General features: G+C 49.3%; 14 protein-coding genes. All 14 read right to left on the bottom strand.

Features of this window, described 5'->3' with window-relative positions:
• Position 1: 1 nt before the first annotated feature.
• Positions 2-664 carry a DUF4126 domain-containing protein gene (locus AC0L4K_RS15830; RefSeq protein ID WP_473267129.1) on the bottom strand — a complete coding sequence of 221 codons (663 nt, stop codon included), beginning with the start codon at positions 662-664 and terminating at the stop codon, positions 2-4.
• Between the two features lie 14 nt (positions 665-678).
• A complete protein-coding gene (locus tag AC0L4K_RS15835) occupies positions 679-891 on the bottom strand; it encodes a YheU family protein (RefSeq protein WP_473267131.1) in 213 nt (70 codons plus the stop codon).
• Positions 892-893: 2 nt separating this feature from the next.
• Positions 894-1,481: a transglycosylase SLT domain-containing protein gene (locus AC0L4K_RS15840; protein ID WP_473267132.1), complete on the bottom strand. Its 588-nt coding sequence runs from the start codon at positions 1,479-1,481 to the stop codon at positions 894-896.
• Between the two features lie 12 nt (positions 1,482-1,493).
• Complete coding sequence (ligA, locus tag AC0L4K_RS15845; RefSeq protein ID WP_473267134.1) at positions 1,494-3,524, bottom strand: NAD-dependent DNA ligase LigA; 2,031 nt, start codon at positions 3,522-3,524, stop codon at positions 1,494-1,496.
• 19 nt (positions 3,525-3,543) lie between these two features.
• Positions 3,544-5,358: a cell division protein ZipA gene (gene zipA / locus AC0L4K_RS15850; protein ID WP_473267135.1), complete on the bottom strand. Its 1,815-nt coding sequence runs from the start codon at positions 5,356-5,358 to the stop codon at positions 3,544-3,546.
• Positions 5,359-5,427: 69 nt separating this feature from the next.
• Positions 5,428-6,681 (bottom strand): c-type cytochrome biogenesis protein CcmI, encoded by a 1,254-nt coding sequence (gene ccmI, locus AC0L4K_RS15855; protein WP_473267138.1) that lies wholly within the window; start codon positions 6,679-6,681, stop codon positions 5,428-5,430.
• The gene (locus AC0L4K_RS15860) at positions 6,678-7,151 is read right to left on the bottom strand and encodes a cytochrome c-type biogenesis protein (RefSeq protein ID WP_417223831.1); all 474 of its coding nucleotides are present in this window, start codon (positions 7,149-7,151) and stop codon (positions 6,678-6,680) included. Before AC0L4K_RS15860 ends, ccmI begins: the two co-directional genes overlap by 4 nt.
• On the bottom strand, positions 7,151-7,681 hold the full coding sequence (locus AC0L4K_RS15865) for a DsbE family thiol:disulfide interchange protein (protein ID WP_417223829.1): 531 nt from the start codon (positions 7,679-7,681) through the stop codon (positions 7,151-7,153). Before AC0L4K_RS15865 ends, AC0L4K_RS15860 begins: the two co-directional genes overlap by 1 nt.
• Before the next feature lie 24 nt (positions 7,682-7,705).
• A complete protein-coding gene (locus AC0L4K_RS15870) occupies positions 7,706-9,667 on the bottom strand; it encodes a heme lyase CcmF/NrfE family subunit (RefSeq protein ID WP_417223827.1) in 1,962 nt (653 codons plus the stop codon).
• On the bottom strand, positions 9,664-10,131 hold the full coding sequence (ccmE, locus tag AC0L4K_RS15875; RefSeq protein WP_417223825.1) for a cytochrome c maturation protein CcmE: 468 nt from the start codon (positions 10,129-10,131) through the stop codon (positions 9,664-9,666). The genes AC0L4K_RS15870 and ccmE overlap by 4 nt, the downstream gene beginning before the upstream one ends.
• Positions 10,128-10,307 carry a heme exporter protein CcmD gene (ccmD, locus tag AC0L4K_RS15880; protein ID WP_417223824.1) on the bottom strand — a complete coding sequence of 60 codons (180 nt, stop codon included), beginning with the start codon at positions 10,305-10,307 and terminating at the stop codon, positions 10,128-10,130. The genes ccmE and ccmD overlap by 4 nt, the downstream gene beginning before the upstream one ends.
• A gap of 10 nt (positions 10,308-10,317) precedes the next feature.
• Positions 10,318-11,070: a heme ABC transporter permease gene (locus tag AC0L4K_RS15885; RefSeq protein ID WP_417223822.1), complete on the bottom strand. Its 753-nt coding sequence runs from the start codon at positions 11,068-11,070 to the stop codon at positions 10,318-10,320.
• 19 nt (positions 11,071-11,089) lie between these two features.
• Entirely contained in the window at positions 11,090-11,779 is a 690-nt protein-coding gene (gene ccmB / locus AC0L4K_RS15890) for a heme exporter protein CcmB (RefSeq protein ID WP_473269234.1), read from the bottom strand.
• Positions 11,780-11,814: 35 nt separating this feature from the next.
• Positions 11,815-12,453, bottom strand: a complete 639-nt coding sequence (ccmA, locus tag AC0L4K_RS15895) for a cytochrome c biogenesis heme-transporting ATPase CcmA (protein WP_473267142.1) — start codon at positions 12,451-12,453, stop codon at positions 11,815-11,817.
• Positions 12,454-12,574 lie beyond the last annotated feature (121 nt).

The following is a 12,574-nucleotide window of genomic DNA, read 5'->3' on the forward strand; positions in this document are numbered from 1 at the left end:
ATTAAGGTTTACGGTGGGGTAGCACGCTTTCTTCGCTGAGATTGATGGTATCCTTTTGCCCGCCAAATAAGCCTGCCAAAAAAGCAAAGACCTTTTGTACCCCACGCCAGATTTTCGGCAACAACCAGATAACTAATGCAATAAACAGCACCAAGCCAACAAGAAACGCAATCGGATAGTTCAGTGCCGCCCATAAGCCACCAAAGACGGCTAAGTCTTCAGTAATAGAGGCCGTCCAGTTAGTAACCGGTTCGGGAGAGGTATTGATCATCACCCGTCCACCCGCTTTAAGAGCGTGACTGGTCGCCGACAATGAGCCACCGACTAAGGCGGCGGCGACAATCACCGCTTCATTCATATCGCCCATCGCACCAGCAGCCAACGCGGCTCCTGCAGGGATACGAATAAAGGTATGTAGGGCATCCCACCCCGTATCAACACCGGGGATCTTATCAGCAAAAAATTCAACACAATACATAAAGCCTGCAGCCATCAGCACCATAGGATCAGCAATAATTTCCAATCCACTAGGCAACTGAAAATGCCCCATGTTCGCCGCTAAGCCAAGCATTAAAATGGTGGCGTAAAGGTTGATACCACTCGCCCAGCCGACACCCATGGTTAACGCAATTAAGGCAGTAATCTGTTCTAACTGATCCATCATAATACCCCGTTCAACTATAAAAGTTCACGAGCCACTATATTGCACAGGCCTGTACTCTGACTGAACAAAACGACGGCTTCACCGTTTCTCAGTTTAGCCCGAACCTGCTCTATGCGCGTATCAAGTGAAGTTTCGCTAAAACCATAATCAGTACCATCACGGGTGACAAACTCTTTAATCAGACTAGTTAGCGTATCGGGTTGCAGTTGTTCCCACGGAATAATCATCGTTACCAAGGCCAACGAAAAAAGCTATCGGCACGTTCACTGATACGCGGACATGACTTAAGATCTTCCCGGTATTGTGTAGCCCGTTGCTCAACAGCATCCGCCTGTTCAAGTAATAGCTGATCAGGATGATACTCCAAGCGTCGCAAGCCACCATGGCCGATTCTTGAGGCGATATAAAGCTCACCTGCTTGGTTCATCGTCAGATCATTACGCTGGCTGGCCATCTGCGCATGCCAACCGAGAAAATCTAGCGCAGTGGTGATATCGGCCACCGATGCATCCCAGTTTTCACTCGCCAAACGATACTCTTCCCAGTCGGTATAAGAGGGTTTGATATATTCGCTCGCCTGCGTACCCACCGGCATATTTAGCTCGGCCAAGGCAATGTGCAACGGTAGACCCCAGTGGTTTTCAGTGGCAACGGCGGCATCGAGCCAATCGTTATTCTGATATAACCCACGACAAAAGAGATTATCCGGTTTTACAAATCGCTCAGGCACCACCTGAGCAATATCACTACAGCCTTGCAAAAGCAAAATACTCAGTAAACATACGGGTACTGATCTGTAAAACCTCAACCTATGCATCTGTCGTCCCTCTTAGTCGTTGTATTCCGCCAGTAACGCCATTAACTGCGTTTCGTCCATAACGGGCACATTCAGCTCTTCTGCTTTCTGTAACTTGGAACCCGCGCCTGGGCCAGCCACCACACAATCGGTTTTTTTCGATACGCTACCGGCCACTTTTGCCCCCAGTGCCAATAACTGTTTTTTAGCTTCAGTACGAGGCATCTGCTCCAGCGTGCCAGTGAGCACCCATGTTTGCCCGGCTAAGGGTTGCGCATTCTGATCCACCTCAACATCCTGCCAGTGAACCCCTGCAGCCCGTAGCGCTTCAATGACTTCACGGTTATGTACTTGATGAAAAAAGCTCACAATATATTGCGCCATCACCGGCCCAATATCCGGTGTTGCTTGTAGCTCTTCTTCGCTTGCCGCCATCACCGCTTCAAGAGAACCAAACTGCATCGCCAAGGTTCGCGCAGTCGCTTCACCGACCTCACGGATACCCAACGCATAGATAAAATAAGCCAGTTCCGTCGCCTTACTGTTATCAATACTCTGTAATAGCTTAGTGGCTGACTTATCGCCCATCCGCTCCATACTGGCGAGTTGTAAGTGACCCAAGCGATAGAGGTCTGCGGGGCTATGCACCAACTCCTTTTCGACTAAACCATCGATCAGCTTTTCACCCAGCCCATCAATGTCCATCGCCTTACGGGACACATAATGCTTTAACGCTTCTTTACGCTGCGCGGCGCAGCTCAGACCTCCCGAACAACGTGCCACCGCCTCACTCTCTACCCGAATAATTTCAGAATCGCACACTGGACAACGCTCTGGCAACTGCACTGCCACCGTTGTAGCCGGGCGGCGCTCTAAGACCACCGAAACAACCTGCGGAATCACGTCTCCAGCGCGGCGAATAATGACACTATCCCCCGCTCTCACACCCAGTCGCTCCACCTCATCCATATTGTGCAGCGTAGCATTACTCACGGTTACGCCACCAACAAAGACCGGTTCCAAACGGGCCACCGGTGTAATCGCCCCGGTCCGGCCCACCTGAAATTCAATCGCATTCACAATCGTGATCTCTTCCTGTGCCGGAAACTTATGCGCTATGGCCCAGCGAGGCGCCCTTGAGACGAACCCTAAGCGCTGCTGTAGCGCGATATCATTAACCTTGAATACAATCCCATCTATTTCATAAGCAAGCTGATTACGCCGCTCTGAGAGCGACTCATAATACGCCAAACAGCCTTCTGCACCTTGCACCACCGCCATTTCGGCATTGATTTTCAGGCCCCAGGTCGCCAATTTCCGTAGAATAGCCTCATGGCTGCTTGGAAGTTCGCCACCACTGACTACGCCCACCGAGTAACAACACATTTCCAGTGATCGTTGTGCGGTAATTTTAGGGTCGAGCTGACGCAGGCTACCCGCCGCCGCATTACGCGGATTAACAAAAGGCTTGTCCCCTCGTTGCAGCGCTTCTTCATTGAGTCGAGCAAAACTCTTGCGCGGCATATAAATCTCACCGCGCACTTCGAGTCGCTCAGGGTAGCCAGTGCCCATCAATCGTAATGGAATTGATTCAACGGTCCTAACATTGAGCGTGATATCTTCCCCGGTACTGCCATCCCCTCGAGTAGCGCCACGAACTAACCGCCCATTTTCATACAGCAGACTAACCGCAATACCATCAAGCTTTGGCTCACAAGCAAACACCAACGGAGTGTCTTCATCCAGCTTGAGACGATCGCGTAGTCGTTTTTCAAAGCTATGCATATCCTCCGCTGAAAAGGCGTTATCCAGCGATAACATTGGCATCTCATGCCGTACCTGAGTAAAGGCAGTCAGCGGTTCCGCACCCACCCGTTGTGTGGGTGAGTCTGAAGTAATCAGTTCAGGATGTTCATCTTCCAGTTTTTTCAGTTGTTGAAACAGCCGATCATATTCAGCATCAGGCACTTGAGGATCATCAAGCACATAATATTGGTAATTGTAATGGCGTAATTGGTCGCGCAGTTGCTCAAGCAACGGCGTCATAGAGGTATCGGGTTTCATCGGCTTTTATCTGGGACTATCAGGCGGTTGTCGTTTTTTTCAGCTTACGCATTTCAAATTTGCGAATACGTTCACGATAATGTTCTTTGGTCTGATCGCGCATGGTCGAACGGTTTTCATCCAGCAGTACGCCGTGCAAGTTCTTGGCGACCGCCGAAGCTGTCGCCAACATACACTCATAGGCATTCATCACATCGCGAGGTTCTTCCATCGACATAAAGAAAGTGACACCTCGGGTTTCGATGCTATCCATAGTATCGATATCAAAATAGCCCGGCTCAAGTGCGTTAGTCATACTGAACTGAATCGCGCCTTTATCGAGCCCATCTTCGTAACGATGGAAAATTTTCATATCACCATAGCGCATGCCACAAGCCAACAAGATTTGCAGCAGATTGCGACCTGAGAAACTACTTTCACCTTCAGAAGCAACCACCGAAATAACCAACACCTTGTCGGCTTCAGGGATCTTTTGCAGTGATTGGCCTTTAATGCCTATCGCTGGATCAGCCTTATTATCTAGCTCGACCGTTTCTTTGGCTTTAGCCGCTGGCGGCTGAGATATTGGTTTTGCTGGAGGCGCTGGCGCAGCATCAGGTTGCTCATCCGTAAACAATCCTGTCAGTTCAGTTTGCTCTTCATCATCAATGGCCGAGAAATGCTCTGATGGTCGCTGCGTTTCAGCTACAAAATCGCGGGGCGCCGCATTAGCTATCGATTTATCAACCATTGCAACAGAGTCAACCCGCCGCTGATATATCTCTGGGTGTTCTGGCAGATCCATCATGGTTTGCTGCAGTTGATTATTATCTTCCCGCTTCGGCCGCATCAGCTCACTCACCGGACGGGTATAATCAAATTCATGTTCATCGTCATCCGCTGCAGCTTCATCCCTAGCATTCAGTTGGAAACCAGCGGGTAAAGAATCTATCAGATTGTCCTCTTCAACGGCATACGCTGAAGTTTTATGCCCTTTATCGGCATTAAGTTCAGGATCATTATCGAGGGCAAACATATCGTCAATGTCGGGCTGATCATCGGTTTCAATCGATTGAGCGACAACCTCTGGCTTAACAATATGCTGCACCATCGGAATATCTTCGACATCGTCAACTTCAGTATAAGGAATAGCGTTATCAACAAACTCCGCAGTACTTGTAGTCCCAACCGTGGTTTGCTCAGGCATTTTATCAGCATTAGCTGGTACTTCAGCAGAGACTACACGTACCGCTGAAACACCTTCATCCATTTCATCAAATGAGGGACCATCATGATGTGGAGGAAAGCTATCGGCTGATGCAAACAGTGGATCTTGTTCCGGCACAAAAGCAGACGCAGGCTCTACCGGCTTGGTCACTAATGGCTGAGTTGGTGACATTACAGGCTTGGCAGCCGTATTTAGCTTAGGGACATTATCACTTGATGAACGATTATTGGCCGCTGCAGACTGCTTAACAGGCGACTTTACCGGCGCCTTAGTAGCGACAACCGTTGCATCCATCTTGCTTGAATCAGGCTTAGCTTTTCTGACCGGTGAGAGATTAAGATCATTAAACCCAGGCTCTGCTGCTGGCTGGGGGTCATTACTAAATACCGGCTCTTGACGGGCGCTCGGAGGCTCGCCATAGCCGTTAACCACACGCGCACCGCCACCGGGTAGTTCGGGATTGAAAGATGACTCTTCAGGCAAATCGGGAAGGTCCGATAATGATTTATCGATCTTCATCTTTAGTCGATTACTGCTGCCGCGCATCCGGCGCCAACCATCCAACACAATCAGGAGAACAACTATCACGCCACCGATAATCAGCCATTCGCGTAATCCTAATTCCATTGCCTGATATTACCCTTCATCTAATTTATATGCCGAACGCAGAGATACTCCTGCGCCAGATTTGGTCAATCATTCCACAATGTGATCGATCGACAGCTCTAATATATCAACTTGTCCATGAACAGCAACAGAAGAAATAATCCCACTGAGATCTCCCGGCTGAGGTGTCGGCTGTCCAGAGGCCGATATCCGTGCTACTAGTTCAACGGTTTCAGCCCCGGAAAGCTTAGCTTGGGGACTCATAGAAGTAGTATCGTCTAACACCACCGTCAACGGCAGATCCGCCACCGTCAAACGCTTCGCCGCCAACGGCATCCTTCCACCTACTGGGCGAGCAAAAATAAACACGGTCATGTCCGGTGTTACCCGGCTTCGCAGCTCAGGATCTAGGCTTACAGCTAATTGTAGCTTAACCTCAGCCAATTCGGGCATATCAGGAACGGTTTCGCCTGCAGCAACGAGCTTATCGCGCGCCGAACGAATCCCGGATTTCAGTGAGTCGGCTTGATCACCCGCTGCATTACGCAGCCCTTTACGCCAAAACGCCATCGCCCCTCGATAGTCGCCAGCTTCATAAGCCGCAATACCAAGCAGCCCTAAAGCCGTAACATCAAAAGGATCAAGCGCTAAGGTTTTCTCTACTTCAGCATTAATCTGGTCATTCAATTGGCCATTATTAGCAAAAAACAGTGCCTGCGCATACTGACCATTAACACCGGCATATTGCGGCGCGTCTTCCGGCAAGTATTTTAGCGCGTTGCTATAACCATCTGCCGCTGCAGCATAATTCTGCATACTCATAAAGGTGTTTGCCAGTAAATACCAACCTTCAGGATTTTCTGGTGACTGCTCAAGACGATTCTGTAACGCAGTAATGGCTTCTTCAACAGTCGGGGTTTTACCATTAAAAGGATCAACCGGTCCATTCATCGCCACCGCTAGATCACCGGAACGTCCATGCTCGCTATAAATAGCTAAACCCATCGAGGGTACCAACACCGCCAATAAAAAGGCCGTGATAACCGCCCGTTGCGTCACTAACAACGGTTTACTCGAGGAGGCAACCGTATCATCCACATCTTGTAACAGGTTACGCTCTAATTCTAATTTCAGAGGCGCGTAGTTCTCCTCATCGAGATTACCCGCAGCGCGCTCACTTTTAAGTTCGGCGAGGCGCTCCTCATAAATTGAGATATTCAGTGCGCGGCGATCAACATCCACCTGGCTCTGTGTTTCGGATCGACGTCCTTGATAAACCGGAAATAAAACAAATGCCACTGCCAGCAGTGAAAGCAGTGCAATACCTAACCATAACGCCGTCATTTATTCTGTTCCTGTTTCAATATCTCATCGAGCTTTTGTTTTTCCGTATCACTCAGATTAGCCTTAGGCTTGCCCGGCTCAGCTTTTTTTCGTTTACCACTGACCAACAAAACCACCACGAGGCCGATCACCAGCAAACCTGCGGGACCATACCAGAGTAAATAGGTTTGTTCGGTCATCCGTGGACGATACAGTACAAACTCGCCGTACCGACCGACCATAAAATCAATCACCTGCTGATCGTCAGCCCCCTCTTCCAACATGCGGTGTAATTCGTTACGCAGATCTTCAGCAATCGGCGAATTAGAATCGGCAATATTCTGATTCTGACACTTAGGGCAGCGCAGCTCTGCCGCTAACGATTGAAATCGTTCACGAGTGACGTCATCTTTAAACTCATAGGTATCGATGGCCGCATTCACTAACGAACTAAAGCTAAGTAACACGACCAACAAAGCATGCCGGATCATCAGTTAACCTCCAGCAATTGCATACGCTCACGCAAGTCATTCCAGACCCGCTCATCAATAGCGCCGATATGTTTGTAACGGATAACCCCTTGAGCATCCAATAAGAACGTTTCCGGCGCGCCATAAACCCCTAGATTCAGCCCAAGCTTGCCTTCTGGGTCATAGATATTCAGAGCATAGGGATTTCTATAATTATCCAGCCAGACCTTCGCTTTCTCACGATCATCCTTATAATTAACCCCGTAAATTGTAATCCCTTCATTTTGAACCATACGGTTTAACTGAGCATGCTCCGCCTTACACGTAGGACACCAAGTTGCCCAAACATTCAGCAGTGCAGGGCGTCCCTTCAGGTCGGCAGCGGTAATGGTCTGTTGCTCATCCAGCAGATCAGACAAACTAAACTCAGGCACCGCTTTACCAATGAGTGGTGAAGGTATGCTTTCGGTATTTTTACCAATACCATTCCAAAGAAACAGCCCAAGAGCCACAAATAGCACTAGGGGAAAAATAACAATTAATCGACGCATCGTTATACCTATTGAAACACTTAATCAAGCTGCGGCTCGGGCAGCTTCGCGCCGAGCCTGTTTACGGTATCGAGGATCTGTCGCTGCCAGTAAACCACCAGCGGTCATCAGCAAGCCACCCAACCAGAGCCAGCGAACAAAGGGCTTGTACTGGACACGTACAGCCCAAGCACCATTCCCTAGAGATTCGCCCAGCGCCACATAAAGGTCGCGGAACAAACCTGGATCGATATCCGCTTCGGTCATCACATTGCCTCGGGCAGGATAGAAACGTTTCTCCGGCTTCAACTCGCCATAAAAATCGCCTTTATAAAGCACCCGGATAACCCCCATATCGGCGGTATAGTTAGGCCCCTGCTTCTTCTGCGCGCCCAAAAACTCAAACTGATATTCACTGAAATTCAGTACATCACCGGGCGCCATCCGCAGGTCACGCTCTTCGTTATAAACACTGACCATCAGCGCGCCAACAACCGTTACGGCAATACCTGTATGAGCTAATATCATACCGATATAGCTGCGAGACATACCGGTTAACGCTTTTTTCAGATGACTGCGGCCGGCTATTTTGCGCCAAAAATCCTTGATGCTGGTAAAGACCACCCAGAAGACTAAGGTCATTACACCGGCGACCGTCAGATTAAAGGTCTCAGCATAGAAGTATTGAAATAACAGTCCGGCGATTAAGCTCAGTACCGCGGGTAACCACAGCTGTTGCAACAGATATGTCAGTGAGGTCTCGCGCCAGCGAGCGGCAACGCCAACCCCCATCGCGCCAAGGATCAGCAACATCAAAGGTATAAACAGCGAATTAAAATACGGCGGTCCAACCGAAATCTTCCCCCACCCCATCGCATCTACGATCAACGGATAGATCGTGCCCAACAGCACCATCATGGCGGATACAACAAGTAAAATATTATTCAGCAACAACAGTGTTTCCCGAGATAATAATGAAAAGCTAGACTCGCTCTTCACATTACCCGCTTTAACGGCATAGAGAATCAGGGAACCACCGATGGTAATCACCAATAGTGCCAGAATAAAGTAACCGCGATCAGGATCAGAGGCGAAAGCATGCACCGAGGTCAACACACCAGAACGCACGAGGAAAGTACCCAGCAGGCTCAGCGAGAAGGCAAAGATAGCCAACAGCACTGTCCAACTTTTAAACACCCCACGCTTTTCCGTTACCGCAAGTGAGTGCACCAGTGCGGTACCCACTAACCAAGGCATAAATGAGGCATTTTCAACAGGGTCCCAGAACCACCAGCCGCCCCAGCCAAGCTCGTAATAAGCCCACCAGCTACCCAAACCGATACCTAGGGTCAGGAAAGCCCAAGCAATACTGGTCCAAGGCCGTGACCAACGGGCCCATGCCGAATCGAGACGACCTGTCAGCAGCGCTGCGATAGCAAAAGCAAAGGCTACCGAAAAACCCACATAACCCATATAGAGCATTGGTGGATGAATAATCAGACCGATATCTTGCAGCAATGGGTTTAGATCGCCACCTTCAAGTGGAAACGTTGGCAAATGACGATCAAACGGACTCGAGGTCATCAGGGTAAAGAGGGTAAAGCCAACCGCTACAATCCCCATCACCGCTAGCACGCGGGCAACAATCTCTATCGGCATGTTTTTACTTTTAAATGCTACCGCGACCGTCCAGCCACTGAGAATAAACACCCACAGTAGCAAAGAGCCTTCATGCCCTCCCCAAACCGCACTGACCTTAAAATACCAAGGTAATAAGGTGTTTGAGTTGGTCGCCACATACACCACGGAAAAATCATCGACGACAAACGAATAGCCTAAACAAACAATACTAATCGCCAAAAAGAAAAACATTCCCACCGACAAAGGCCGGGCATAATTCATCATCAGGGTATTGCCAATTGAAGCGCCCACCATCGGCACAACCGCCAGCAGAGCAGACATACAGAGCGCCAGAATAAGCGCATATTGTCCTAATTCAGGAATCATAGTGGCTGGGCTCCCTTAGCGCGCATCTGTTCCGGCATCTTACCGGCCTTCTCTAACGCTTCAGCCACTTCAGGTGGCATATAGTTTTCATCATGTTTGGCCAACACTTCAACCGCTTCAAACACGCCGTCACTATTCATCTCACCCTGTGCCACAATACCCTGCCCCTCACGGAAAAGATCCGGCAAAATACCAGTAAACGTAACAGTGACCTTATTGGCATAATCAGTCATATCAAAGGTCACTAACAAACTCTGGGTATCCCGTTTAACACTGCCTTCAACCACCATACCGCCAGCCCGGATACGGGTACCTTCAGGTGCTTTATGTTCAACAATATCCGTAGGGGAATAAAACAGATTGATATTCTGATTCAGGGCATACATCACCAGCCCAACCGCCGTCGCGGCCCCGAATACAATAAAAAGTACGATGATCAAACGTTGCTTACGTTTAGGGTTCATGAGTTTTGTTTCTCCCTGCGCAGCCGACGGGCCTGCTCAGTAAAAATCTGACGCTTTTGCATCAACGGATTGACTATATTGATCACTATCACCACCAAGGCGATCGCATAACTCAGCCAGACATAGAGGCCGTGACCACCCATGTCGATAAATTCGGCAAACGATTCGAAACTCAAACTAATATCCTCAACCAGTGATCAGGGCGCGCACCCAGCTACTACGACGCTCACGCTGAATAATTTCATTGCGCAGCCGCAACATCATGGCGACTGCAAAAAAACAATAGAAACCGATCACCATAACCAACAATGGCACCCACATCTCTGCAGGCATCGCCGGGCGTTCGGTCAATTTAAAGGTTGCTGGCTGGTGCAGCGTATTCCACCAGTCAACGGAGTATTTGATAATGGGAATATTCACCAGCCCCACCAGCGCTAACACGGCTGTCGATTGCGCCGCAGTCCGTTCACTTTCGATGGCTGAGTTGAGAGCGATAATGCCTAGGTAGAGGAAAAACAGAATCAGCATCGAGGTCAAACGTGCATCCCAGACCCACCAAGAGCCCCAGGTCGGTTTACCCCAAATGGCACCGGTAGCCAATGACAAAATAGCGATAGAGGCACCGATCGGAGCACAGCATTTAGCGACCATATCGGCCACTTTCATCTTCCAGATCAGGCCAATCGCGCCAGCTACTGCCATCAACATATAACAGGACTGCGCCAAAATAGAGGACGGTACATGGATATAGATGATGCGAAAGCTATTGCCTTGCTGATAGTCTGCAGGAGCAAAGGCTAACGCCCAAGCAACACCAACCACGAGCGATAGGATAGCCGCTATCGTAAATATCGGTAGTAATTTACCGGTAATGTCATAACACCAGCGGGGAGAAGCCAGTTGATAAAACCAACGTGGCATCCACTTCTTTTCAGCCATATTTCAACCTTTCGGGGATTTACCCACTCACACTAATTCTTAATGCTGCACCGATTGCCAACGGAGCCATCACCAATCCCAGAGACAACATGGCCCCAAGAATCGCCAGATACCCGCCTAAGGGTAATCCCGTCACTGCCCCCTGTACCGCCGCACTGCCAAAAATCAGCACCGGAATATACAGTGGCAGAACCAACAGTGAGATTAACACCCCACCCTTGCGCAAACCAACGGTCAGTGCGGCACCAATCGCGCCCACTAAACTTAAGGTAGGCGTGCCAAGCAATAGGCTCAGCACCAGTCCCCACATACCATCACCGGGTAAAAATAACATTACCCCCAGCAATGGAGCCAAAATAGTTAACGGCAAACCGGTCAACATCCAGTGAGCCAACACTTTTGCCAGCACCACCAAATAGAGTGGCTGCGGACTCAATAAAATTTGCTCTAAGGTGCCATCTTCAAAATCAGAGCGAAACAAACTATCCATCGACAACAGCGTTGCTAACAACGCTGCTACCCATACCACTCCCGGCGCCACATCAGCCAAAAAGGTTGGGTCAGGGCTAACGCCCAATGGGAACAGTGTTGCCACCATTAAAAAGAAAATCAGCGGATTAACCAGATCACTTTTACGTCGATAAGAAAGCAATAGTTCACGTTTCAATGCACCCCAAAACGGACCATCGACCCGGTATTCATAGAGCATCCCATCTTCCGCCGGTCGATTAGGCATAGTATCGCTCATAAAGTTCCCGCTAATTGATCTAGATTAAGCCGACGGATCTTATCACCCATAGCCAACTCGTGGTGGGTCGTCAAAATAACCGTCCCTCCCTGCTCGGCATGAGCCGCCATCAGGGCTTCTTGTTCTGCCACACCACGTTTATCAATTGCCGTAAAAGGCTCATCCAGAATCCAGAGAGGCGCCCCACTCAAATAAAGCCGCGCCAAGCTAACACGGCGGTTCTGACCGGCAGAAAGCGTATGACAAGGTACATCCTCATAGCCGGTCAACCCCACTTTCATTAGCGCATAATCAAGCTTTTCTAACGCCATATCCGGGTGTAATGACGCATACCATTGAAGATTTTCTCGCGGCGTCAACACCGCTTTAACGCCGGGCTGATGACCAAAATAGAGTAACGACTCCCGGTAATCAGAAGCGCAGTTATCGAGATGTTCACCTTGCCAGTAGATATCACCTTCAAAATGACGCGACAAACCACTGAGAATCCGCAGCAAGGTGGTTTTACCACTGCCATTCTGGCCTTCTATCTGAATCACTTCACCGGCGTGCACATCAAAGCAAAGCGCTTCGAATAGCACTCGCTCATCACGCTCACAGAACAGATTCTCGATTTTCAGTCTTGGTGTGGACAACAGAACAACCTCAAAAAAAGCAAAACAGACAATGCCGCCTTTATAATTAGCAATATCCGCCGAAAGCAAGGCATTATATACAAAATAAACAGCCGTAGTGCATAACTCGGTCAAAAGAACT

Source organism: Amphritea sp. GJ51-11, from assembly GCF_055808735.1.